The 23,416-nt window shown below is 76.4% G+C and carries 19 protein-coding genes and 2 riboswitches; of the genes, 15 read left to right on the top strand and 4 right to left on the bottom strand.

The features are described 5' to 3' along the window. The first annotated feature begins 128 nt into the window (after window positions 1-128). Entirely contained in the window at window positions 129-3,092 is a 2,964-nt protein-coding gene (locus tag ACFVXN_RS15935; protein ID WP_389234577.1) for an esterase-like activity of phytase family protein, read from the top strand. Between the two features lie 79 nt (window positions 3,093-3,171). Here the strand turns inward: ACFVXN_RS15935 and ACFVXN_RS15930 are convergent, their stop codons facing one another. Further along, the gene (locus ACFVXN_RS15930) at window positions 3,172-4,056 is read right to left on the bottom strand and encodes an SDR family oxidoreductase (RefSeq protein WP_389234574.1); all 885 of its coding nucleotides are present in this window, start codon (window positions 4,054-4,056) and stop codon (window positions 3,172-3,174) included. A gap of 155 nt (window positions 4,057-4,211) precedes the next feature. Between ACFVXN_RS15930 and ACFVXN_RS15925 the strand changes: the two genes are divergently transcribed. The 10 genes from ACFVXN_RS15925 (at window position 4,212) to ACFVXN_RS15880 (ending at window position 15,550) form a co-directional block, all read left to right on the top strand. After that, window positions 4,212-5,708: a SulP family inorganic anion transporter gene (locus ACFVXN_RS15925; RefSeq protein WP_389234851.1), complete on the top strand. Its 1,497-nt coding sequence runs from the start codon at window positions 4,212-4,214 to the stop codon at window positions 5,706-5,708. Window positions 5,709-5,942: 234 nt separating this feature from the next. Next, window positions 5,943-6,470, top strand: coding sequence for a low molecular weight protein-tyrosine-phosphatase (locus ACFVXN_RS15920; protein ID WP_389234571.1), 528 nt, complete (start codon window positions 5,943-5,945; stop codon window positions 6,468-6,470). A 204-nt stretch (window positions 6,471-6,674) separates the two neighbouring features. Continuing rightward, window positions 6,675-7,856, top strand: coding sequence for a pyridoxal phosphate-dependent aminotransferase (locus tag ACFVXN_RS15915; protein ID WP_389234568.1), 1,182 nt, complete (start codon window positions 6,675-6,677; stop codon window positions 7,854-7,856). 106 nt (window positions 7,857-7,962) lie between these two features. Beyond that, entirely contained in the window at window positions 7,963-8,379 is a 417-nt protein-coding gene (locus tag ACFVXN_RS15910) for a zf-TFIIB domain-containing protein (protein WP_389234565.1), read from the top strand. Window positions 8,380-8,433: 54 nt separating this feature from the next. Then, window positions 8,434-9,525 (top strand): lactate dehydrogenase, encoded by a 1,092-nt coding sequence (locus tag ACFVXN_RS15905; protein ID WP_389234562.1) that lies wholly within the window; start codon window positions 8,434-8,436, stop codon window positions 9,523-9,525. Continuing rightward, window positions 9,522-10,040, top strand: coding sequence for a hypothetical protein (locus ACFVXN_RS15900; protein WP_389234559.1), 519 nt, complete (start codon window positions 9,522-9,524; stop codon window positions 10,038-10,040). The genes ACFVXN_RS15905 and ACFVXN_RS15900 overlap by 4 nt, the downstream gene beginning before the upstream one ends. Before the next feature lie 77 nt (window positions 10,041-10,117). Then, window positions 10,118-10,236, top strand: a riboswitch (glycine riboswitch). A gap of 210 nt (window positions 10,237-10,446) precedes the next feature. Next, window positions 10,447-13,431, top strand: a complete 2,985-nt coding sequence (gene gcvP / locus ACFVXN_RS15895) for an aminomethyl-transferring glycine dehydrogenase (RefSeq protein ID WP_389234556.1) — start codon at window positions 10,447-10,449, stop codon at window positions 13,429-13,431. Window positions 13,432-13,529: 98 nt separating this feature from the next. Next, window positions 13,530-14,657 (top strand): glycine cleavage system aminomethyltransferase GcvT, encoded by a 1,128-nt coding sequence (gene gcvT / locus ACFVXN_RS15890; protein WP_389234848.1) that lies wholly within the window; start codon window positions 13,530-13,532, stop codon window positions 14,655-14,657. Between the two features lie 30 nt (window positions 14,658-14,687). Beyond that, complete coding sequence (gcvH, locus tag ACFVXN_RS15885) at window positions 14,688-15,059, top strand: glycine cleavage system protein GcvH (RefSeq protein ID WP_389234553.1); 372 nt, start codon at window positions 14,688-14,690, stop codon at window positions 15,057-15,059. A gap of 248 nt (window positions 15,060-15,307) precedes the next feature. Then, window positions 15,308-15,550, top strand: a complete 243-nt coding sequence (locus ACFVXN_RS15880) for a LuxR C-terminal-related transcriptional regulator (protein ID WP_389234550.1) — start codon at window positions 15,308-15,310, stop codon at window positions 15,548-15,550. 100 nt (window positions 15,551-15,650) lie between these two features. Here the strand turns inward: ACFVXN_RS15880 and ACFVXN_RS15875 are convergent, their stop codons facing one another. Then, window positions 15,651-16,598, bottom strand: coding sequence for a LysR family transcriptional regulator (locus ACFVXN_RS15875; protein ID WP_389234547.1), 948 nt, complete (start codon window positions 16,596-16,598; stop codon window positions 15,651-15,653). Window positions 16,599-16,667: 69 nt separating this feature from the next. Here ACFVXN_RS15875 and ACFVXN_RS15870 point away from each other — a divergent pair, with 69 nt between their 5' ends. The 3 genes from ACFVXN_RS15870 (at window position 16,668) to ACFVXN_RS15860 (ending at window position 18,849) form a co-directional block, all read left to right on the top strand. Next, window positions 16,668-17,744 (top strand): YeiH family protein, encoded by a 1,077-nt coding sequence (locus ACFVXN_RS15870; protein ID WP_389234544.1) that lies wholly within the window; start codon window positions 16,668-16,670, stop codon window positions 17,742-17,744. A 72-nt stretch (window positions 17,745-17,816) separates the two neighbouring features. Beyond that, window positions 17,817-18,233 carry a (deoxy)nucleoside triphosphate pyrophosphohydrolase gene (locus ACFVXN_RS15865; RefSeq protein ID WP_389234541.1) on the top strand — a complete coding sequence of 139 codons (417 nt, stop codon included), beginning with the start codon at window positions 17,817-17,819 and terminating at the stop codon, window positions 18,231-18,233. 163 nt (window positions 18,234-18,396) lie between these two features. Next, window positions 18,397-18,849 (top strand): Hsp20/alpha crystallin family protein, encoded by a 453-nt coding sequence (locus tag ACFVXN_RS15860; RefSeq protein ID WP_389234538.1) that lies wholly within the window; start codon window positions 18,397-18,399, stop codon window positions 18,847-18,849. A 93-nt stretch (window positions 18,850-18,942) separates the two neighbouring features. Here ACFVXN_RS15860 and metE read toward each other — a convergent pair whose 3' ends face one another. Continuing rightward, complete coding sequence (gene metE / locus ACFVXN_RS15855; protein WP_389234535.1) at window positions 18,943-21,288, bottom strand: 5-methyltetrahydropteroyltriglutamate--homocysteine S-methyltransferase; 2,346 nt, start codon at window positions 21,286-21,288, stop codon at window positions 18,943-18,945. Between the two features lie 8 nt (window positions 21,289-21,296). Continuing rightward, on the bottom strand, window positions 21,297-22,346 hold the full coding sequence (locus ACFVXN_RS15850) for a methylenetetrahydrofolate reductase (protein ID WP_389234532.1): 1,050 nt from the start codon (window positions 22,344-22,346) through the stop codon (window positions 21,297-21,299). Between the two features lie 5 nt (window positions 22,347-22,351). After that, window positions 22,352-22,447: riboswitch (SAM riboswitch) on the bottom strand. Window positions 22,448-22,596: 149 nt separating this feature from the next. Between ACFVXN_RS15850 and ACFVXN_RS15845 the strand changes: the two genes are divergently transcribed. Then, the coding region (locus ACFVXN_RS15845; RefSeq protein ID WP_389234529.1) for an SDR family oxidoreductase at window positions 22,597-23,416 on the top strand (820 nt) is incomplete at its 3' end.

Here is a 23,416-nt window from a genome sequence, read left to right as displayed (position 1 = left end):
TGAGCGGCACGCCCCGAGCGGCGCGCCGGCGGATCGACGCCCGGTGGACGCCGGTCGTTCACCCACCCGACGGACCCCGGTCAGCGGGGCGCAGCAGCCTGCGGTCAACCCGACCGAAGGAGCTCTCGATGCTGCCTGTGCCCGTCCGGCGCGGCCTCGCCCTGACCACCTGCACGGCGCTCGTCGCCGGGCTCGCCGGCCTCGTCGCCACGGCCGCCGTCGCGTCGCCCGTCGCGTCGACGGCACCGACCGGTGCGCCGGCGGCGTGGACCTCGCCCGCGGCCGACGAGACGTTCCACCGGCTGTCCACGTACCCGGTCTACCTGAACCGCCCGGCGGGGACGGACGCCGCGGACGAGACGGTCGCCGAGATCTCCGCGATCTCGGACGACGGGAGGACGTTCGTGCACACCGACGCCGCCGGGCGCCGGATCGGGTTCGTCGACATCACCGACCCCGCCGCCCCGCAGGGCCGGGGGACGCTCGACCTCGCCGCGCTCGGGCTGCCGGGGCACGCGTCGCCGACCTCCGTCGCCGTCGTGGGCGACCGGGTGCTGGTCGTCGTCGACACGTCGGCCGACTACCTGCACCCGACCGGCGCGCTCGTCGTCGCGGACCTGCGCACGCACGCCGCGCTGCGGACGATCGAGCTGGAGGGGCAGCCCGACTCGATCGTGCTGACCCCGGACCGCGCGACGGCCGCGATCGCGATGGAGAACCAGCGCGACGAGGAGGCCACCCCGGCCGGCGGGGACGAGGGCGACCTCCCGCAGCTCCCCGCCGGGTTCGTCCAGCTGCTCGACCTGTCCGCGCCCGACGTGGCCGCCTGGACCACCCACCGCGTCGACCTCGTGCAGCCGGACGGCTCGCCGCTGCCGCAGCTCGTGGGCCTCGACACCCCGCAGGACCCGGAGCCCGAGTACGTCGCGGTGAACCCCTCCGGCACGACCCTGGCGGTGACCCTCCAGGAGAACAACGGCGTCGTGCTGATCGACCTGGCGACCCGCGCGGTGACCTCGGCGTTCAGCGCCGGCTCGGTCGCGGTGTCCGGCATCGACGTCGAGGACGACGGTCGGATCGACCAGACCGGCTCGATCCCCGCGACCCCGCGGGAGCCCGACGCGATCGGCTGGCTGGACGACACCCACGTGGCGACCGCGAACGAGGGCGACTGGAAGGGCGGCACCCGGGGCTGGTCGGTGTTCGACGCCACGACCGGCGCCGTGGTCTGGGACGCGGGCGCCGAGCTCGAGCGCCTCGCGGTCCGCACCGGCCTGCACGCCGAGAAGCGGGCCGGCAAGAAGGGCGTCGAGATGGAGGGCCTGGCCGTCGCGACCCTCGGCGGCACGCCCTACGCGTTCGTCGGGTCGGAGCGGTCGAACCTCGTCGCCGTCTACGACGTGACCGACCCGGCCGCGCCGCGGTTCGTCCAGGTGCTCGCCACCACCAACGGGCCCGAGGGCCTGCTGCCGGTGCCGGGCCGCGACCTGCTGGTCGTCTCCTCCGAGACCGACGACGCCGACGCGCGCGTCCGTTCCGCGGTCACGGTGTTCGGGCGCGGCCCGGCGTGGGCCGCGCAGGGCGGGACCCCGCAGTTCCCGACCGTGGTGTCCGCCGACGACGCCGCCGGGAACCCGATCGGCTGGGGCGCGCTCGGTGCGCTGGCCCCCGACGTGACGGACCCGGACCGGCTGTGGACGGCCACCGACGCGGCGTTCGCCGAGACCCGGCTGCTGTCGCTCGACGTGTCCACCAGCCCCGCGGTGATCGACCGCGAGATCACCGTGACCCGGGCTGGCATGCCTGTCGCGCTGGACGCCGAGGGCGTCGCCACCCGCGCGGACGGCGGGTTCTGGCTCGGCGTCGAGGGCGCCACGGGGGCGGGCAACCAGCTCGTCCGGCTCGACGCGACCGGGGCGGTCCAGGAGACCGTGCCGCTGCCCGCCGACGTCGCCGCCGGACTGACGAAGTGGGGCGTCGAGGGCGTCAGCACCACGGTCGACGCCACCGGCGAGCACGTCCTCGTCGCCCTCCAGCGCGGCCTCACCACCGACCCGGGTGGGCTCGGTGGCACGGCGCGGATCGGCCGGTACGACGTCACCGGCGGCACCTGGACCTGGTTCGCGTACCCGCTGACCAGCACCGGCGCGGCCGGGGACTGGATCGGGCTGTCGGAGGTCGTCGCGCTGGACGCGGACTCCGTGGCCGTCGTCGAGCGGGACAAGCTCAACGGGCCCGACGCCGCCGTGAAGGCCGTCTACCAGGTGGACCTGCCGGCGGCGACGCCCGGCCAGGCGGCGGTCGTGCCGGTCACCAAGACCCTGGCGGTGGACGTGCTGCCGGCGCTGCGGGCCACCCGCGGCTGGACCCAGGAGAAGCTCGAGGGGCTCACGGTCGGCGGCGACGGCCGCGTCTACGCGGTCACCGACAACGACGGCCTCGACGACGCCACCGGCGAGACGGTGCTGCTCGACCTCGGCGCGGCGGCGGACCTGTTCGCGGTCGACCCCGGGACGCCCGGGACGCCGGGCACCCCGGGGACGCCGGATGGGCCGGGTGCGCCCGCCCAGCCCGGACCTGCGCAGCCCGGACCCGCCCAGCCCGTGCCCGGCGCTGGCGCGACCCCGCCGGCGACGCCGCTGCGCACCGTGTCCGCCGCGGACCTCGTCCCGGGGAACGCCGGTCGGATCACGGTCACCGGCGCGCTGGTCCCCGGCGGGCGGGTCACCGTGTCCGCCACCGGGTTCACGCCCGGCGAGTGGGTGCTGGTCCGGCTGTTCTCCGCGCCTGCCGACCTCGGCTACCTGCGCGCCGCCGCCGACGGCACCGTGTCCGGGTCCGTCACGCTGCCCGCTTCCATCGACGCGGGCACGCACCGCCTGGCGCTGGTCGGCCAGGTCAGCGGGCGGGTGGTGTGGCGGACGGTGGTCGTCCGCGCGGACGGCTCGCTCGCGGTGACCGGGTCCGCCGGTGCGGGTGCGCTGGCGGGGGTCGCCGGGGCGCTGGTCGCGCTCGGCGCGGGCGGCGTGCTGCTCGCGCGGCGACGGTCGGCGCCCGTCGGCGTGCACGCCGACCTGCCCGCGGGCGACTGAGCCGGGTGGGGGCGGCGCGCGCTCGGGGGAGGTCGCGCGTCGTCCCCACCCCCACGCCGGGCGGGGTGACCCTCGTCGGTCAGGCGCGCAGGTGCGCCCACTCCTGGGGGTTGACGGTCAGCCACTGCTCGAACGACTGCGCGGGCCGCCCCGACAGCCGTCGCACCGTCGGGGACGTGGCCGCCAGCTCGCCGGCGCCGATCGCCGCGTAGGACGACACCCAGCCCTCGACCTCCCACGGCTCGGCGTCGTACCCCGCGCGCGACGCGTACGCCTCCTCGAGCGTCTCGGGCACGTAGGTGATCGCCCGGCCGGTCGCCCGCGACAGCACCTCCGCCGCCTCGGCCAGGGAGTACGCGGCCGGGCCGGTGACGTCGTAGGCCTGACCGTCGTGGTCGTGCGCGCGTTCGTCCAGCAGCACGGCGGTCGCCACGTCCGCGACGTCGTCGTGCGCGACCGCCGCCACCCGGCCGTCGCCCGCCGGGCCGCGCAGCACGCCGTCCTCGCCCACGAACCGCATGATCGCGTCGTGGTACAGGCAGTCCCGCAGGAACGTGAACCGCAGGCCCGAGGCGCGGATGTGCTCCTCGGTGACCCAGTGGTCGCGGGCGAACGTGAACGTCGCGTCGGGGGCGGCGCCCATGAACGACAGGTAGACCACCCGCTCGACCCCGGCGTCGACCGCCGCGTCCACCGCGGCCCGGTGCTCGTCGACCCGGTGCGCGGACTCGCGGCCGGACACCAGGAACACCGTGCGCGCCCCGGCGAACGCCGCCCGCATCGACGCGACGTCCTGGTAGCCGGGGCTCAGCGCGACCTCGGTCTCCGTGCCGGGCAGCTCGGGGGCGCGGTCGGGGGCGCGCACCACCAGCCGCTGGTGCGCGCCCTCGGCGGCCAGGCGCACCGCGAGGCGGCGACCCACCCGTCCGGACGCGCCCGTCACCACGATCAGCTCGTCGTCCATGCGTCTCCTCGTCACCAGGTGGTGGCAGCGACGGTAGTCGTCCGGCCTCGCGCGGGCGACGGGCAACCCTGACGTGACGTGAGAGTAGAGTGCGGCAGCCCCCACCATCGCGCCCGAACGGATCCCGCGTGCCCGCTGAACCGACGCCCGCCCCTGTGCACCCGCGGGTCCCCGAGGCCGACGAGGCGCACTCCGTCCGGGCCGCGCTGCGCTCGCCGCGGCGGCTGCGGACCGAGGTGCTGGCCGGCCTGGTCGTCGCGCTCGCGCTGGTCCCCGAGGCGATCTCGTTCTCGATCCTCGCGGGCGTCGACCCGCGGGTCGGGTTGTTCTCGTCGTTCGTGATGGCGGTGTCGCTCGCGTTCCTCGGCGGTCGGCCGGCGATGATCTCCGCCGCCACCGGTGCGGTCGCGCTGGTCGTGGCGCCCGTCGTGCGGGACCACGGTCTCAGCTACCTGCTCGCGACCGTGGTCCTCGGCGGCGTCGTCCAGGTCGCGCTCGGCCTGCTCGGGGTCGCGCGCCTGATGCGGTTCATCCCGCGGTCGGTCATGGTCGGGTTCGTCAACGCCCTCGCGATCCTCGTGTTCGTGGCGCAGCTGCCGCACCTGATCGGCGTCCCGTGGGCGGTCTACCCGCTGCTGGCCGTCGGGATCGGTGTCATCGCGCTGCTGCCCCGGCTCACCACCGTCGTGCCCGCCCCGCTCGTCGCCATCGTGCTGCTGACCACCGTGACCGTCGTCGCCGGGCTCGCGGTGCCGCGGGTCCGCGACCAGGGGGCGCTGCCGGACTCCCTGCCGTCGTTCCTGCTGCCCGACGTCCCGTACACGGTCGAGACGCTGCGGATCATCGCGCCCTACGCGGTCGCGATGGCCCTGGTGGGGCTGCTCGAGTCGCTGATGACCGCCAAGCTCGTCGACGACATCACGGACACCCACTCGGACAAGACCCGCGAGGCCTGGGGCCAGGGCGCCGCGAACGTGCTGTCCGGACTGTTCGGCGGCATGGGCGGCTGCGCGATGATCGGCCAGACGATGATCAACGTGAAGGTCTCCGGCGCGCGGACCCGCATCTCCACGTTCCTCGCCGGGGCGTTCCTGCTGGCGCTCGTCGTCGGCCTCGGCGACGTGGTCGGGGCGATCCCGATGGCCGCGCTGGTCGCCGTGATGGTGATGGTCTGCGTCGCCACGTTCGACTGGCACTCGATCCGCCCGTCGACGCTGCGCCGGATGCCGCTCAGCGAGACCGCCGTCATGGTCGTCACCGTCGCGGTGGTCGTCGCCACCCACAACCTCGCGTACGGCGTCGTCGCGGGGGTGCTGCTCGCGACGCTGCTGTTCGCGCGCCGGGTCGCGCACCTCACGACGGTGACGCGGGTCGACGGCTCCGACGACGACGGCGAGCGCGTGTACGCCGTGACCGGGGCGCTGTTCTTCGCGTCGTCCAACGACCTCGTGCACCAGTTCGACTACGCCGGCGACCCGGAGCGCGTCGTCATCGACCTGTCCGGCGCGCACGTCTGGGACGCGTCGACCGTCGCCACGCTCGACGCGATCACCACCCGCTACGCGGCGAAGGGCAAGACGGCGGTCGTCACCGGCCTCGACCCGGACAGCGCCGCCCGCTTCGGCCGCCTCGCCGGCACCCTCCCGCGCTGACACTCACGCGCTGACCGGCCCGCCCAACCCGCCGCGCCCGCCCCGGCCGCCGAGACAGGACCGGCGCGTCGAGACAGGACCGCGGGACGTCCTGTCTCGACGCGCGGGCCCTGACTCGGCGACGTGCCTGGCGGTGTCGGCGGTGTCGGTGGTGTGAGGATGGGCCGGGCGGGCATCGACGTCGACGGCGGCGCGGGTGTGCTGCTGCGACACCCCGGAGGAACAGGAGCACCGATGACGGACGACCAGGGCCGGTACCGCGTGATGACGGTGTGCACGGGCAACATCTGCCGGTCGCCGATGGCCGAGGTGGTGCTGCGCGACCGGCTCGAGGCCGCCGGGCTGGGGGACCGCGTGGTCGTCGACTCGACCGGCGTCAGCGACGAGGAGCACGGGAACCCCCTCGACCGCCGGGCCCGCGCGGCGCTCGCGGCCCGCGGTTACCCGGTGCCCGACCGCGCGGCACGGCAGGTACGCGCGGGCGACCTGGCGGAGCGGGACCTGGTGCTCGCGATGACCGCGTCCCACGCGCGGGCGCTGCGGCGGCTCGCGGCCGACCCGGCCGAGGCCGAGCGGGTCGTGATGTTCCGGACCTTCGACCCGGCCGCCCCCGCGGTGGCGGACGCGCGCGACGAGCACCTGCTCGACGTCGACGACCCCTGGTACGGCGGGCCCGAGAACTTCGAGTCCTGCCTGGACGAGATCGAGGCGGCCGCGGACGGCGTCGTCGACGCGGTCCGCGCGGCCCTCGCCACCGGCTGACCCGCCCGACCCGGCCCCCGACGCCGCGCGCCTGCCCCGCCGAGACAGGACCTCCGCGCCGAGACAGGACCGTCGGAGGCCCTGTCTCGGCCCGGCAGTCCTATCTCGGCGCCCAGGGGGCGGGCGAAGGGCGCCGAGGGGGCGCGGGGGCCGGCGCGGGGGCGGGGCCCGGCGGGAGCGGGCGGGGCGGGGGAGGATGGGCGGATGAAGGTCTCCGTGCGGTCGCAGGTGCCCCCGTTCGCCGTGATGGACATCGTCGCGGCGGCCAACGCCCGCCGTGCGGCGGGGCAGTCGGTGCTCAACCTCTGCGTCGGGGAGCCGGCGACCGGCGCGTCCGACGTGGTGCGCGAGCGCGCGGTGCAGCTGCTGTCCGGTGGCGACCTCGGGTACACCGAGGCGCTGGGCTCGCCGGCGCTGCGGGCGGCCATCGCCGGGCACTACCGCGCCTGGTACGACGTCGAGGTCGACCCGGCGCGGGTCGCGGTGACCACCGGCTCGTCGGGCGGGTTCATGCTCGCGTTCCTCGCGGCGTTCGACGTCGGCGACCGGGTCGCGCTCGCCCGGCCCGGGTACCCGGCGTACAAGAACATCCTGGCGGCGCTGGGCTGCGAGGTCGTGGAGCTCGCGTGCGGTCCGGAGACCCGCTACCAGCCGACCGTCGAGCAGCTGGAGGCCCTGGACGCGCCGGTCGACGGGCTGGTCGTCGCCGGGCCGGCGAACCCGACGGGGACGCTGGTCGACCGGGCGTCGCTGGACGCGCTCGCGGCGTGGTGCGCCGACCACGGGGTCCGGCTGGTGTCCGACGAGATCTACCACGGCATCACCTACGGGGACGCGGCCGGCGAACCCGGTCCGGCGGGTGCCCCGACCGCGGCGACCGCGCTGGGCAGCGGTGCGGTGGTGGTGAACTCGTTCTCGAAGTTCTGGGCGATGACCGGCTGGCGGCTCGGCTGGCTGCTGCTGCCCGAGGACCTCGCCGGCCCGGTGGACGCGCTCGCCGGGAACGTCGCCCTCTGCCCGCCGGCGCTCGCGCAGCACGCGGGCGTCGCGGCGTTCACGCCCGAGGGGTACGCCGCGGCGGAGGCGAACGTCGCGCAGTACGCGGCGTCCCGCCGCACCGTGCTGGACCGGCTGCCGGACCTGGGCTGGACGCGGGTCGCCCCCGCGGACGGGGCGTTCTACGTGTACGCGGACGTGTCGTCCTCCGGGCTCGACTCGCGGACCTGGTGCGCGCGGCTGCTGGACGAGGCCGGCGTGGCCCTGACGCCGGGGACGGACTTCGACCACGTCGACGGGCACGACTGGGTGCGGCTGTCGTTCGCGTCGTCCCCCGCGGTGGTGCGGGAGGCGGTCGACCGGATCGCGGACTGGCGCGCGCGGCTCTGACACGGCCCGCGCCGGCCGGAACCGTGCCGGCCGGAACCGCGGGATCGTCCCGTTCGTTCGCCAGCGCAGGGAGCAGCACGACCCACGAGCAGGCGAGGAGTCCGACATGAGGTGTCCCACCGACGGGGCCGAGCTGGTGATGGCCGAGCGCCAGGGCGTCGAGATCGACTACTGCCCGTCGTGCCGCGGCATCTGGCTGGACCGCGGCGAGCTCGACAAGATCCTCGACCGCGCCGCGGGGGTCCCGACCGCGTCGTCGGCCGCGCCGGACCCCGGCCCGGACCCGCGGTTCGCGGACTACCCGCCGGCCCCGGCGTACCCGCCCGCCCCCGGCTACCCGCCGGCCACCCCGGCCCCCGCGCCCGGCTACGGGTACCGCGACGACCGGCCCCGCGAGGGCTACCGCGACGACCGCTACCGCGACGACCGCCCGCGCTACGACGACCGCCGCGACCCGCGCTACCCGTACGGCAAGAAGAAGAAGCGCGAGTCCTGGCTGGGCGACCTGCTCGACTTCGACTGAGCCGCACCCCGCCCGGCAACGCCCCGGACACGTGCCTGCCCTAGGGTCGGGCCCGTGGACGTGGCGGTGCTGGGTGCGACAGGGGACGTGGGGCGCCAGGTGTGCGCCCAGCTCATCGAGCGGCGGGTGCTGCCGACGTCGTCGCGGCTCCAGCTGGTCGGTCGGCCCGGGGGGTCGTCGGGGCGCGCGTCGTACGGGTTGCGGGCGGACCTGGTGGACGCCTACGACGAGCACGCCCCGCTGATCGACGTCGCGCTCGACCCGGAGGACGTGGTCGCGGACGTCGTCGTGCTCGCCGCCGGGCGCACGGCCCCGGCGCGCGCGGGTGCCAGCACGGACCGCGCGGCGCTCGCGGCCGAGAACCACGCGGTGTTCGAGTCGTACGCGCGGGCCATCGCCCGCAACGGCTCGGGCCACGAGGTCGTGGTCGTCGTGTCGAACCCGGTCGAGCTCGGCGTGGCCGTGGTCGCGCGCGAGCTGGGCCGGCACCGGGTGATCGGGATGGGCGCGTGGCTGGACACGCTGCGGTTCCGCCGTGAGGTGGCCGTGTCCCTCGGGGTCCGGCGGCACCGGGTCGGCGGGTTCGTGGCCGGCCAGCACGGCGACGACCTGGTGCCGCTGTGGTCGACCGTGCGGATCAGCGGGCTGGACGCCGACGAGCGCCGGCGCGCGGTCGCGGGGCTGCGCGGCGGTCGGAGCCTGGACGGGTTCGGCGCGGAGATCGAGGCGGCCAAGGAGACCCTCGCCGGCCTGATGGCGGACGACGTGGCGGCGGCGTTCGACCTGGTGGAGACGTGGCCGCCGGACCTGCGGGGCGTCGCGCGGCCGTGGCTGACCCACCAGAGCGGCGCGAAGACCGCCGCGGCGACCGCCAACGCGACCGTCGACCTGGTGGACACGATCCTCGACGGCCGGGACATCGTCGTCGCCGGGCAGGTCGCGCTGGACGGCGAGGTGGACGTCGCCGGGGAACCGCTGCGCGGCGTGCTGGGCGTCCCGGTCGTGCTGGGCCCGGAGGGCTGGACGCGCGTGCTGCTGGACGAGCCCGAGCCGGACGAGGCGCGCCGGCTGCACACGACCGCCGCGCGGGTGGACGCGATGCTGCGGCCCTGGGGCCTGGCCTCCGGGACGGGGGTGTCGCTGTGACGACGGTCCCGGCCGCGACCACCGCGCCGCCCGCGCCGACCGACCGGCGCTGGGTCGCGTTCCTGCGGGGCGCCGACGCGACGGGCACGCTCACCGCGCTCGCCGGGGTGTTCTCGACCCGCGGGGTGTCCTTCGACTCCCTCGCGACGGGGCACGCGGTCGACGGCGAAGGCCTCATCGTCGTGACGTTCTCCGCGACGCAGCGCCGGCAGCGCCTGCTGGTCCGCACCGTGCGGCGGCTGGCGGTGGTGCGGGCGGTGCAGGTGCGCGCGGCGGACGACCCGGAGGTCCGTGCGGCGGCCGTGGTGCACCTGCCGGCGTCGTCGGGGGGGTTCGTCCCGCCGGGCGGGACCGCGGTGCGCTGGTCCGGCGACCCGGCTGCGGGTCAGCCCGTGCTGGTCGAGGGCGGGTTGCCGGACGTGGAGCGGGTGGTCGCGGACGCCCGGGCCCGCGGCGCGGTGTCCGCCGCGACCGTCGTGCTCCCGCTGCCCGACCCCGAGCCCGCGAGGCCCTGACCTCCGCGCACCGGACGGGTGACGACCCCGTGCGGCGGCGCGGTTACGCTGTGACCCAGACAACTCAACACGCTGCTCGAACCGCGGCGGGAGAGCCCTCCCGCACCGGCCGCCGACCCCCGTCGTCGGCCGCGCGAGGCGCCGAAGGAGCAACCCTCCCCGGGAAACTCTCAGGCCCCCGTACCGTCGCGGCGAGGCAACTCTGGAAAGCGACCGGCCCGCTGCGGGCCCGGTCCACCGACGGTGCAAGTCGGCGCGCCCCGGCCCTCGCGGGCACGGCGGACCGGCAAAACTCTCAGGTCGTGCGCGACCGGGCCCTGGCCCGTGCGCGGCGGATGACAGAGCGGGGAGACGCGCCACCCCCGCACGTCCGCCCCCGTCCGCCCGTCCTGCCCGGAGCTGCCGCGTGACCCACCTCGAGATCCTCCCGACCGACGCCCGCGCGACCGACGCCGGGACCCCCGCGCCCGACCACGCCCGCACGGACGCCGCCCGCGGGTTCGCGGACCGGCACGTGGGCCCGCGCCCGGGCGACCTGGACGGCATGCTCGCGCACGTCGGCGCCGGCTGGCCCGGCCTGGACGCGCTGATCGACGCCGCCGTCCCCGCGAGCATCCGCACCGACCGCCCGCTGGACCTGCCCGCCGCGCGCGGGGAGTCCGAGGTGCTGGCGGCGCTGCGGGCGATCGCGGACAAGAACACCGTGCTCACGCAGATGATCGGCCTGGGCTACCACGACACCGTGACGCCGCCGGTGATCCGCCGGAACGTGCTGGAGTCGCCCGCCTGGTACACGGCGTACACGCCCTACCAGCCGGAGATCTCCCAGGGCCGGCTGGAGGCGCTGCTGAACTTCCAGACCGTGGTCGCCGACCTCTCCGCGCTGCCGGTCGCGAACGCGTCGCTGCTCGACGAGGCCACCGCGGTCGCCGAGGCCGTCGCGCTGATGCACCGGAGCGCGAAGGGCCGGACCGGCGTCGTCGTGCTGGACGCGGACTGCCTGCCGCAGACGCTCGCCGTCACCCTCGGGCGCGCGGAGGCCGCCGGCCTCGCCGTGCGGGTCGCGGACCTGTCCGCCGGGCTGCCCGACCTGGGCGGCGAGGCGCTGGTCGGCCTGGTGCTGCAGGCGCCGGGCGCGTCCGGTGCCGTCCGCGACCTCGGCCCGCTGGTCGCGGCAGCGAAGGACGCCGGCGCGCTCGTCACGGTCGCCGCCGACCTGCTGTCGCTGACGCTGCTCACCCCGCCCGGCGAGCTCGGCGCGGACATCGCGGTCGGCTCGGCGCAGCGGTTCGGCGTCCCGCTGTTCTACGGCGGCCCGCACGCCGCGTACATGGCGGTGCGCACCGGCCTGGAGCGCTCGCTGCCGGGCCGGCTCGTCGGGGTGTCGATCGACGCCGACGGGGCCCGCGCCTACCGGCTCGCGCTGCAGACCCGCGAGCAGCACATCCGCCGCGAGAAGGCGACCAGCAACATCTGCACCGCGCAGGCGCTGCTGGCGATCGTCGCGTCGATGTACGCCGTCTACCACGGACCCGACGGGCTGCGGGAGATCGCCGAGCGCGTGCACGCCCGGGCCGTGGCGCTCGCGGACGGCCTGCGCGCCGGCGGCGTGACCGTCGAGCACGCGCAGTTCTTCGACACCGTCCGTGCCGTGGTCCCCGGCCGGGCGCGCGCGGTGGTCGCGGCGGCGGCGGCCCGCGGGATCAACGTCTGGGCGGCCGACGACGACCACGTCCAGGTCACCTGCGACGAGGTCACCACCGAGGCGCACGTCGAGCAGGTGCTGGCGGCCTTCGCGGCAGCTGTGGACCCCGGCGCGGCGGCCGACGGCCTCGACGCCCCCGCGATCCCCGCCGCCCTGCGCCGGACGACCGCCTACCTGACCCACCCGGTGTTCCACCGGCACCGGTCGGAGACCGCGATGCTCCGGTACCTGCGCGCGCTGTCCGACAAGGACCTCGCGCTGGACCGGACGATGATCCCGCTGGGCTCCTGCACGATGAAGCTCAACGCGACGGTCGAGATGGAGGCCATCTCCTGGCCCGGGTTCGCGGGTCTGCACCCGTTCGTGCCCGCCGAGCAGGCCGCGGGCTACGCCGAGCTGATCGGCGACCTGACCGCGTGGCTCGCGGAGATCACCGGGTACGCCGCGGTGTCCGTGCAGCCGAACGCCGGGTCGCAGGGCGAGTTCGCCGGGCTGCTCGCGATCCGCGGGTACCACGAGGGCCGCCGGGCCGAGGCGCTCGCCGCCGGCGAGCAGGACGTGCCGGTCCGCGACGTCTGCCTGATCCCCGCGTCCGCGCACGGCACCAACGCCGCGTCGGCCGCGCTGGCCGGGATGCGCGTCGTCGTCGTGGCGACCGCCGAGGACGGCTCGGTGCAGCTGGACGACCTGCGCGCGAAGCTCGAGCAGCACGGCTCGCGGGTCGCGGCGATCATGATCACCTACCCCTCGACGCACGGCGTCTACGAGGAGGACGTGCGCGAGGTCTGCGACCTGGTGCACGCCGCGGGCGGGCAGGTCTACATCGACGGCGCGAACCTCAACGCCCTGGTCGGCCTGGCCCGGCCGGGCGAGTTCGGCGGCGACGTCTCGCACCTCAACCTGCACAAGACGTTCTGCATCCCGCACGGCGGTGGCGGCCCGGGCGTCGGCCCGATCGGCGTCGCGGCGCACCTGGTGCCGTACCTGCCGGCGACCGACGCGGTGTTCACCGGCGTCGCGGACGGCGGGGCGGCGCCCGCGGTGTCCGCCGCGCCGTTCGGGTCGGCCGGCATCCTGCCGATCTCCTGGGCGTACGTGGCGCTGATGGGCGGCGACGGCCTGCGCCGCGCGACCGAGACCGCGGTGCTGTCCGCCAACTACCTCGCGTCGCGGCTCGCCCCGAGCTTCCCGGTGCTCTACACCGGGCCCGCGGGGCTCGTCGCGCACGAGTGCATCCTCGACCTGCGGCAGATCACCAAGGACACGGGCGTGACCGCCGAGGACGTCGCCAAGCGGCTGATGGACTACGGGTTCCACGCCCCGACGCTGTCGTTCCCCGTCGCCGGCACGCTGATGGTCGAGCCGACCGAGAGCGAGGACGTGGCCGAGCTCGACCGGTTCGTCGACGCCCTGGTCGCCATCCGCGGCGAGATCGACGCCGTCGCCGCCGGCCGCTGGTCGGTCGCGGAGTCGCCGCTGCGCGGTGCGCCGCACACCGCGGCCGCCCTGGTCGCGGACGACTGGGACAAGCCCTACGGCCGGGAGCTGGCGGCCTACCCGGTCGCCGCCCTGCGCGCCGGCAAGTACTGGCCGCCGGTCCGGCGGATCGACGGCGCGCACGGGGACCGGAACCTCGTCTGCGCGTGCCCGCCCATCGAGGCCTACGCCGAGGAGCCCGCGCTGTGAGCGACCTGACCACCACCCCCGCCACCGAGACCCCCGCCGACACCCCCGCCACCGAGACCCCCACCGAGACCCCGGCGACCGACGCCGCGACCGACGCCGTGCTGTCGCCGCTGCACGCGGAGCACCTGGCGCTCGGCGCGACGATGGTGCCGTTCGCCGGCTGGACGATGCCGCTGCGCTACACGTCCGACCTGGCCGAGCACCAGGCGGTCCGCACCGCCGCCGGCCTGTTCGACCTGTCCCACATGGGCGAGCTGCACGTGGACGGCCCGGGCGCGGGCGCGGGCCTCGACCTGGCGCTGGTCGGGAACATCTCCGGCCTGGCGGTCGGCCGCGCCCGCTACACGATGATCGTGCAGCCCGACGGCGGCGTGCTCGACGACCTGATCGTCTACCGGCTCGGCGAGGAGCAGTACCTCGTCGTCGCCAACGCGTCGAACGTCGCGGTCGTCCGGGACGCGCTCGCCGAGCGGCTGGCCGACGTCGACGCCTCGCTGACCGACCGGTCCCTGGAGACCGCGCTGATCGCGGTGCAGGGCCCCCGCGCGGTGGAGATCGTCACCGGGCTCACGGACCCCGCGCACGTCGAGGCGGTCCGGGACGTGAAGTACTACGCGGGCCTGCCCGCGACGGTCGGCGGCGTCGAGGCGCTGGTCGCCCGCACCGGCTACACGGGCGAGGACGGGTACGAGCTGTTCGTGCCCGCCGATGCCGCGCCCGACCTGTGGCGGGACCTGCTGGCCGCCGGTGCCCCGCTGGGCCTGGTGCCCGCCGGGCTGTCCGCACGTGACAGCCTGCGGCTCGAGGCGGGCATGCCGCTGTACGGCAACGAGCTGGACACCACGACCGCGCCCCACGACGCCGGCCTCGGCCGCGTGGTGGGGCTGGACAAGGTCGACGCCGACGGCGCACCCCTGCCGTTCGTCGGCCGGGAGGCGCTGGCCGCCCGCGCCCACGCCACCCCGTCGCGGGTGCTGGTCGGCCTGGTCGGCTCCGGCCGGCGCGCGGCCCGGCACGGCTACGAGGTCGTCGCGTCCACCGAGCCCGACGCCGCGACGGTCGGCCGGGTCACCTCGGGCGCGCCGTCCCCGACCCTCGGCACCCCGATCGCGATGGCGTACGTGACCCCCGAGGTCAGCGCCGTCGGCACCGAGCTCGCCGTCGACGTGCGCGGCCGGCGCGAGCCCGTCCGCGTCGTCGCCCTGCCCTTCTACCGGCGCGCCTGACCCCACCCCGCTTCCCCCGAGGAGAGACCCGTGAGCGAGATCCCCAGCACCCTGCAGTACACCGCCGAGCACGAGTGGATCGACGGCGCGTCGCCGGCCACCATCGGCATCACGAAGAACGCCGCCGACGCCCTCGGCGACATCGTCTACCTGGAGCTGCCGACGGTCGGCAGCGAGATCACCGCCGGTGCCGTGGTCGGCGAGGTCGAGTCGACCAAGTCGGTGTCCGAGCTGTTCTCGCCCGTCACCGGCACCGTCGTCGAGGTCAACCAGGACGCCGTCGACGAGCCGTCCGTGGTCAACGGCGACCCCTACGGCGCCGGCTGGCTGTTCCGCGTCGACGTGACCTCGACGGGCGAGCTGCTGTCGGCGGAGGAGTACGCGGCGCGGATCACGGACTGAGACGGGGCCGCCCCGCGTTAGTCCGTTCGGGTGGTTTCGGCCCCGGGAGCCGGATATCGCTTCCCGGTGGTGGTGACCAGGCCTTTGGCCCTAGCACGTCCGGCGGTAATACGCATTCCTCCCGGCCCACTTTCAGGCGGGTGAGATCCGAACTGCGATGCCGGTGCCCAGACTTGCCGATCAAGCGGTCATAGGCCGCCGGACCCCCCAGCAGCCGGTCACTCGCCACACGTACACCGGAGGACAGCATGGCCACCCTGGAGCTCGCACCGACCGCGTCCACCACCAGCATCCTCGGCGAGCCGCTCACGACGCGTGAGCGGGTCGTGCTCGCGGAGCTCGGGGAGGACGTCACCCTCGAGGACATCGCGCGTCGCCTGTTCGTCACCCGCAACACGGTGAAGTCCCAGGTCCGCTCGGTGTACCGCAAGATCGGCGTCTCCACGCGCGCCGAGGCGGTCGCCTGGGCGAAGGCCGCCGGCATCCGCTGACCGACCCGCCGTCCCCTCCCCCCCCGGGGGACGGCGCCACGACGCAGGGCCGCGTCCCGCCACCTCGGCGGGAGCGCGGCCCTCGTCGTCCGCGGGCGCGTCAGCCGGGCGCGGTGGACCGCAGCACGTGCTCGGCGAGCTCGCGGGCGGCCGGAGACGGGCGCCGCGACCGCGCCCACACGACCCGCAGGGTCCGGCGCAGGTCGACGCCCTCGACCGGCACCCGGCGCAGGTCGCCGCGGGCGATCTCGTCGGCGACCGTCAGGCGGGACAGCACGGCCGCCGCGGACCCGCCGCGCACCACGGCCTTCACTGCCGACGTCGACCCGAGCTGCGCCGGCGACCCCGTGACCGGGTGCCCGGCGGCGGCCAGCGCCCGCTCCAGGACGGCCCGGGTGCCGGAGCCGGCCTCGCGCACGGCGAGCGGCGCGGCGGCGAGCTCGGCCGCGGTCACGGGTCGCTGCCGGCGTGCCCACGGGTGCCCCGGCGCGACGACGATCACCAGCTCGTCGTCCCCGACGGCACGCGCATGCAGGCCGTCGGGGACGTCCGGGCCCTCGACGAACCCCAGGTCCGCGCGCCCGTGCAGCACGGCGTCCACGACGTCCCGGGAGTTCGCCACCTCGAGGTCGACCACCGCCGCGCCGGCCGGGCGCGCCGCGAGCCACCCCGGGACCAGGTACTCGGCGATGCTCAGGCTCGCGGCGACCCGCACCCGCGCGCCGCTGGCGGTGCGCAGCGCCTGGACCTCCTGCTCGAGCGCGTCCGACGCGGCCAGCACGTCCCTCCCCCGGTGCAGGACGGCGGCGCCGGCGTCGGTCAGCCGGGTGCCGGACGCCGACCGGGCGACCAGGGTCAGGCCGGTCTGCCGCTCCAGGCGGCGCAGCCCGGTGCTCACCGACGGCTGCGCCAGCCCGAGCGACCGCGCGGCGCCGGACAGGGAGCCGTGGGCGTCGACGGCCTCCAGCAGCTCCAGGGCGCCGAGCGGGACCCGGCGCGCGGGGGGTGCCGTGTGCGCGGTCGGGCCGTCGGGCCGCGGGTCTTCCATAGCCTCAGGCTAGGGCCTGCCAGGCAGGTCGGCGTTCCGGCGCGAGCCCCCGACCGGCACCGTGGACCCGTGCCCAGCCCTGCCGCCCCGCGCCCCGCCTCCCCGCGCGCCGCCACCACGCGCCCCGCCGCGACCGCGGCACCGGGGGCCCGGGGGCTGGCGCCGGGGGTGCTGGTGGCGCTGCTGCTGGCCGCCGGGTGCGTCGCGCTGACGGCGGCGGTGCCGGTCGTCCCGGGGCTGCTGGTCGCGATCGTCCTCGGTGCGGCGGCCCGCGCGGTCGGCCTGGTGCCCGCGGTGCTCGACGCGGGCCTGGCGTGGACCGCACGCCGCGTGCTGCGCACCGGGGTGGTGCTGCTGGGGCTGCAGCTGTCCCTGGGCGACCTGCTCGGGCTCGGCCTGCGGGAGGTCGCGGTCCTGCTGGTCACGGTGGCGGCGACGTTCGGCGTCACGCTGTGGCTCGGTCCGCGGCTGCGGGTCGGCCGGGCGCTGACCCTGCTGATCGCGACCGGGTTCTCGATCTGCGGGGCCGCCGCCGTGGCCGCGATGAGCCCGGTGGCCGACGCCGAGGAGGACGACGTCGCCACGGCCGTCGCGCTCGTCACGCTCTACGGCACCCTGGCGCTGCTGGTGATCCCGGTCGCCGCGCGGGTGCTCGGCCTCGGCGACCGGACGGCCGGGCTGTGGGCCGGGATGTCGGTGCACGAGGTGGCCCAGGTCGTCGCGGCCGCCGGGACGGTGTCGGCGGCGGCGCTGACGGTCGCGGTCGTCGCGAAGCTCGCGCGCGTCGTGCTCCTGGCGCCGCTGGTCGCCGGCACCGGCATCGTGCGGCGGCGCCGTACCGCCCGGGCGGACGCGGCCGTCCCGGAGCAGGCGCCCGCGCGTCGTGGTGGCCCGCTGGTCCCGCTGTTCGTGGTCGGGTTCCTGGTCGCCGTGCTCGTGCGGTCCGCCGGCCTGGTGCCCGACGCCGTCCTCCCGGCGGTGAAGCCGGTGACGACGCTCGCGCTCGGCGCGGCGATGGTGGCGCTCGGCACCCAGATCCGGGTCGGCCGGCTCGTGCGCACCGGGGGTCGACCGGTCCTCCTCGGCGGCATCGCGACCGCGGTGGCCGCCGGCGTCAGCCTGACGGGCCTGGTGCTCGCCACCTGACGGGCCTGGTGCTCGCCACCTGACGGGCCCGGTGCTCGCCACCTGACCCGGCGCCGCTGGCAGACTGCGCGCATGACTCCCGTGCTCGTCGTGGCCGCCGCGATCGTCGACGACCTCGACGCGCCCCGGACGCTGCTGGCCGCGCGCCGCCGGTCGCCGGCGAGCCTGGCCGGCCGGTGGGAGTTCCCGGGCGGGAAGGTCGAGCGGGGCGAGGACCCGCAGGACGCGCTGCACCGCGAGCTGCGCGAGGAGCTGGGCGTCGAGGTCGGTCTCGGCGACGAGCTGGTCGGGCCCGACGACGGCTGCTGGCGCCTCACGCCGACGTACACGATGCGCCTGTGGCGCGCGGAGCTCGTGGCGGGGGAGCCGGAGCCCCTGGTCGAGCACGACGCGCTGCGCTGGCTGCCGGCGGGCCGGTGGCTCACGGTGCCCTGGCTGGACGCGGACGTGCGGATCGTCGAGGCCCTGGCCGCCACGCACCGACCCTGACCAGGGCGTTCATCTCTCAGCGAACAGGTGGCTGCTCGATCTGGCACTCGGCACCCTCGAGTGCTAGAACAGGTCGCGTAGCCCCTTCCGGTGCGACCAGGCGCCGGGGGAGTACCCGGTCCCGGACCGCCCGGGACCACGCTCGTGAGGGAGGTGACGGGCTGTGGCTACGCGATTCGACCCGTTCCAGGAGATGGACCGCCTGATGGGGCAGGTGCTCGGTGCGCAGCGCGCGTCGGCCTCGATGCCGATGGACCTGTACCGCGCCGGTGACCACTACGTCCTGCACGTCGACCTGCCGGGTGCCGACCCGGGCTCGATCGACGTGAGCGTGGACGACCGCACCCTGACGATCCGGGCGCAGCGGACCGCGCGCACCGAGGACGGCGTGCAGTGGCTGGCCAAGGAGCGCCCGGTCGGGACCTACGCGCGGCAGCTGACCGTCGGCCGGGGCCTGGACCTCGACGCGATCTCGGCGTCCTACGCGGACGGCGTCCTCACGCTGACGATCCCCGTCGCGGAGGAGGCCCGGCCGCGCCGCATCGAGGTCGCGACCGGCTCCGCGCCGACGACCATCGAGGCCGGCAGCGAGACCCCGCAGCACGCGGCCGGCTGACGGCCGACCGTTCGGCCCAGGGACCGGACCACCCACTGCGGCCCCGGCCCCCACGACGGGGGACCGGGGCCGCGGCGCGTCGGCGGGTCCGGGTCAGGCGGTCGGCACCGCCAGCGACGCGCGGACCGTGCGGGTCGCCGCCAGCACGTGCTCCAGCGACGGGGTGACCTCGGCGTAGCGCCGGGTCTTGAGACCGCAGTCGGGGTTCACCCACAGCTGGGCGGGGTCGACCACGCGCACCGCCGCCGCCAGCAGCTCGGTCACCTCGGCCTCGGACGGCACCCGCGGGGAGTGGATGTCGTAGACGCCGGGGCCGATGCCGCGCGGGTAGCCCTCGCTGGCGATGTCGGCCAGGATCTCCATCTTCGACCGGGCGGCCTCGATGGACGTCACGTCGGCGTCCAGGCCGTCGATCGCCGCGAAGATCTCCCCGAACTCCGAGTAGCACAGGTGCGTGTGGATCTGCGTGTCCGGGCGCACCCCCGCGGTCGCGAGCCGGAACGACGCCACCGACCAGTCGAGGTACGCGGCGTGGTCGTCGGCGCGCAGCGGCAGCAGCTCGCGCAGGGCGGGCTCGTCGACCTGCACGATCGCGGTGCCCGCGGCCTCCAGGTCGGCGATCTCGTCGCGCAGTGCCAGGGCGACCTGGTTGGCGGTGTCGGCCAGCGGCTGGTCGTCGCGGACGAACGACCAGGCGAGGATGGTCACCGGGCCGGTGAGCATGCCCTTGACCGGCTTCGGGGTGAGCGACTGGGTGTAGGTGGTCCACGGCACGGTGATCGGCGCCGGGCGGGACACGTCGCCCCAGAGGATCGACGGCCGGGTGCAGCGCGACCCGTACGACTGCACCCAGCCGTTGCGGGTGACCGCGAACCCGTCGAGGTTCTCGGCGAAGTACTGCACCATGTCGTTGCGCTCGGGCTCGCCGTGCACCAGCACGTCCAAGCCGATCTGCTCCTGCAGCTCGACGACGCGGCGCACCTCGGCGCGCATCTCGTCCTCGTACTGCTCGGTGGTCAGGTCACCCCGCGTGAACGCGGCGCGGGCGTGCCGGATCTCCGGGGTCTGCGGGAACGAGCCGATCGTCGTCGTCGGCAGCGCCGGCAGCCGGAGCCGCTCGGCCTGCGCGGCGCGACGGGTCTCGAAGTCGCCGCGGCGGAACGCGTCGGCGGACAGGCCGGCGAGCCGGTCGCGGACCTCGGGCCGGACCACGCCGGGCGCCTCGGCACGCGAGCGGCGCGCGTCGGCGGCCGCGAGCAGCTCGGCGTGCACGGCCTCGCGGCCCTCGGTCAGGCCGGTCGCGAGCGTGACGACCTCGACGGTCTTCTGGTCGGCGAACGCGAGCCAGGACCGCAGCGTCGGGTCGAGCTGCGGCTCGTCCTCGACGTCGTGCGGCACGTGGAACAGCGACGTGGACGTGCCGACCGCGACCTGGCGGGCGCCCAGGCCCTCCAGCCGCTCCAGGCCGCCGAGCGCCGCGTCGAGGTCCGCGCGCCAGATGTTGTGGCCGTCGACGACGCCGCCGACCAGCACCTTGCCCGCCAGCCCGGGGACGGGTCCCGCCGGGACGGAGCCGCGGACGAGGTCGAGCGCCAGGCCCTCGACGTCGGTGGCCGCGAGCACCGGCAGCGCGTCGCGCAGGTCGCCGTACGGGGCGGCCACCAGCACCGCGGGCCGCTCGGCGGCGGGCAGGTCGGTCGCGAGCACGCGGTACGCCTCCGCCGCGGCGGCGAGCAGGCGGTCGGCGGGCACACCCGTGGAGTCGGACACCAGCGCCGGCTCGTCCAGCTGCACCCAGGTCGCGCCGGCCCGCGCGAGGTCGCGGAGCAGCTCGACGTACACGGGCAGCACGTCGGCGAGCCGGTCCAGCGGGTGGAAGCCCTCGGGGGCGTCCTCGGTGGGCTTCGCGAGCGCCAGGTACGTCACCGGGCCGACGAGCACCGGTCGGGTCAGCACGCCGTCGGCGAGGCCCTCGGCGAACTCGCGCACCGGGCGGTCGCTCGCGTACCGGAAGGCCGTCGCCGGGCCGATCTCCGGGACCAGGTAGTGGTAGTTCGAGTCGAACCACTTGGTCATCTCGAGCGGCAGGTCGTCGCCGCGGCCGCGCGCCACCGTGGAGTAGCCCGCGAGGTCCAGGGCGCCGTCGGTCGCCAGGTCGGCGAACCGCTCCGGCACGGCGCCGAGCACGGCGGTCGCGTCGAGCACCTGGTCGTAGAAGGAGAACGCGCTCGGGATGGCGGGGAGCCGGGTGTCGAGCCCGAGCTCCGCGAGCCGGGTGCGGGTCCGGCGGCGCAGGTCCGCGGCGGTGGCCTCGACCTCCTCGGCGCTCGCGCGGCCGGCCCAGAACGCCTCCAGGGCCTTCTTCAGCTCCCGGCGGGGTCCGATGCGCGGGTAGCCCAGGACGGTGCCGGACGGGAAGGGGTGGGTCTGCTCGGTCATCTCTCGCCTCAGGTGGTGGGGACAGGGGTCAGGTGGTCGTCGGTCGCGACGGCGGCGCGCGCGGGCGGCCCGTCGCCTCCCAGGCCGGCGCCCTCGAGGAGGTCGAGCGCGGGGCCGTGGGTGTTGAACGTGTAGAGGTGGATCCCCGGCGCGCCACCGTCGAGCACGGCGTGCGCGAGGTCGACGCCGAGCCGGGTGCCCACGCGGTGCCGCCGCGCGACGTCCGCGGGGTCGTCGCCGTCGAACGCGTCGAGCCGGTCCAGGACGTCCGCGGGGACGGGCACCCCGGTGAGCTGGGCCACGCGGCGCAGCCGGGCGGGGTCGGTCATCGGGATGATCCCCGGGATCACCGGGATCGTGACGCCCGCGTCGCGGGCGAGCTCCAGCAGCTCGCGGTAGGACGCGGCGTCGTAGAACACCTGGGTGATCGCGAAGTCCGCGCCGGCCTCCTGCTTGGCCAGCAGCGCCGCGACGTCCTGCTCCCGCGTGCTGCCGGCACCGGGGTTGCCCCGGGGGAACGCCGCGACGGCGACGGACAGGTGCCGGGTCGCGGCGCGGACCGCCTGCGCGGGGCTGCTCGCGCAGCGACGGGCCTCGACCTCGCGGAGCAGGCGGACCAGGGCGGCCGCGGTGGGCAGGCCGTCGGGGTGCGGGGCCCAGGAGCCGTCGGCGGGCGGGTCGCCGCGCAGCGCCAGGAACGACCGCACGCCCTCGTCCAGGAACTCCTCGACGGTCGCGGCCAGGTCCTCCCGCGACGCCGCGACGCACGTGAGGTGGGCGATCGGGGTCAGCGAGGTCTCCCGCAGCAGGCGGCGGACGAGGGCGCGGGTGGTGTCCCGCGTGCTGCCGGACGCGCCGTAGGTGACCGAGACGAAGTCGGGCCGGACGGCGGCGAGCTGCTGCACGGTCGACCACAGCCGCGGCGCCGCGTCGGGGTTCCGGGGCGGGAACAGCTCGAAGGACACGGTCGGCCGGTCGACGGCACCGAGGCCGTCGACCACCGCGGCGCGCGGGTGGTCGAGGTCGTGCGGGTGCACGGGTACGTCGTGACTGCTCATCGTCAGCTCCATCGGACCTGGCGGAAGCACCCACACCCTCACGGGGAGGGGGGTTGCTGCGACGTCGTCGAGCCAGGTCTCTCGGTCGCTCTGGATGGTGCGGCCACAGTAGGGCGGCTCCGGCGGGGCGTCCAGTGCCCCTGACGCGTCACGGAGTCGTGGTGCGCGTCACACCCGCTCACATCGTGGGCCGCTGCGTCGTCCAGGGGGTGAGCGGGCCCGCCGGGCCCGCACGACGGAGGGACCGGACATGCGGATCGTGGTGGTCGGGGGAGCAGGACTGGTCGGGGCGCGGCTGGTGACCGTGCTGCGCGGGCGGGGGCACGACGCCGTGGCCGCGTCGCGCCGCACCGGAGTGGACACGTGGACGGGTGCCGGGCTCGCCGCGGCGGTGGCCGGGGCGGAGGTCGTCGTGGACGCGACGAACACCCCCGACTTCACCCGGGCGGGCGAGTTCTTCCCGGCGTCGGCGGTCCACATCGCGGACGCCGCGGCCGGCGCCGGGGTGCGGCGGTCGGTGCTGCTGTCGGTCGTGGGCGTCGACCGGGTGCCGGGCAACCCGTACTTCGCGGCGAAGGTCGCCCAGGAGCGGGCGGCGGCCGAGGGCGTCCCGACGACGGTGCTGCGGGCGACGCAGTTCTTCGAGTTCGCCGACGCGGTGGCGGACCAGGGCACCGTCGACGGGCGGGTCCGGGTCGGGGCCGACGTGGTGCAGCCCGTGGCGGTGGACGACGTGGTCGACGTGCTCGCGGACCTGGCGACGGGCACGGGCGGACAGGCGGGTCGGGTGGACCTCGCGGGGCCGGAGCGGATGCCCACCGACGTCTGGGTCCGCCGGGTGCTCACCGCCGCCGGCGACCCCCGCGAGGTGCAGGTCGACCCCGCGGCGGACCCGTTCGGCACCGGGGGCACGCCCGGCCTGCTGGTGCCGTCCGACGCGCCCGACGCCGGGGTGGGGGGGCGGGCCGCCACCACCACCCAGGCCACCAGGCGCGCCGCGCGGGCCCGCGGAGCCCGGGGCCGACGGCGCCGCCCCCCACGGGGGCGCGGGGGGGGGGGGGGGGCGGCGC

This window comes from Cellulomonas sp. NPDC058312, from assembly GCF_042880135.1.
Classification (GTDB): domain Bacteria; phylum Actinomycetota; class Actinomycetes; order Actinomycetales; family Cellulomonadaceae; genus Cellulomonas.
The sequence above is the reverse complement of the archived record's forward strand: the minus strand, read 5'-3'. Positions and strand labels throughout refer to the sequence as shown.

Bases quoted from the DNA above. Each gene is read 5' to 3' on its own strand.
- ACFVXN_RS15930 (WP_389234574.1), bottom strand. From the start codon at position 4,056: ATGGACGACGAGCTGATCGTGGTGACGGGCGCGTCCGGACGGGTGGGT.
- metE (WP_389234535.1), bottom strand. From the start codon at position 21,288: ATGACCGAGCAGACCCACCCCTTCCCGTCCGGCACCGTCCTGGGCTAC.
- ACFVXN_RS15920 (WP_389234571.1), top strand. From the start codon at position 5,943: ATGACGGACGACCAGGGCCGGTACCGCGTGATGACGGTGTGCACGGGC.
- ACFVXN_RS15915 (WP_389234568.1), top strand. From the start codon at position 6,675: ATGAAGGTCTCCGTGCGGTCGCAGGTGCCCCCGTTCGCCGTGATGGAC.
- ACFVXN_RS15850 (WP_389234532.1), bottom strand. From the start codon at position 22,346: ATGAGCAGTCACGACGTACCCGTGCACCCGCACGACCTCGACCACCCG.
- ACFVXN_RS15910 (WP_389234565.1), top strand. From the start codon at position 7,963: ATGAGGTGTCCCACCGACGGGGCCGAGCTGGTGATGGCCGAGCGCCAG.
- ACFVXN_RS15880 (WP_389234550.1), top strand. From the start codon at position 15,308: ATGGCCACCCTGGAGCTCGCACCGACCGCGTCCACCACCAGCATCCTC.
- ACFVXN_RS15875 (WP_389234547.1), bottom strand. From the start codon at position 16,598: ATGGAAGACCCGCGGCCCGACGGCCCGACCGCGCACACGGCACCCCCC.
- ACFVXN_RS15935 (WP_389234577.1), top strand. From the start codon at position 129: ATGCTGCCTGTGCCCGTCCGGCGCGGCCTCGCCCTGACCACCTGCACG.
- ACFVXN_RS15865 (WP_389234541.1), top strand. From the start codon at position 17,817: ATGACTCCCGTGCTCGTCGTGGCCGCCGCGATCGTCGACGACCTCGAC.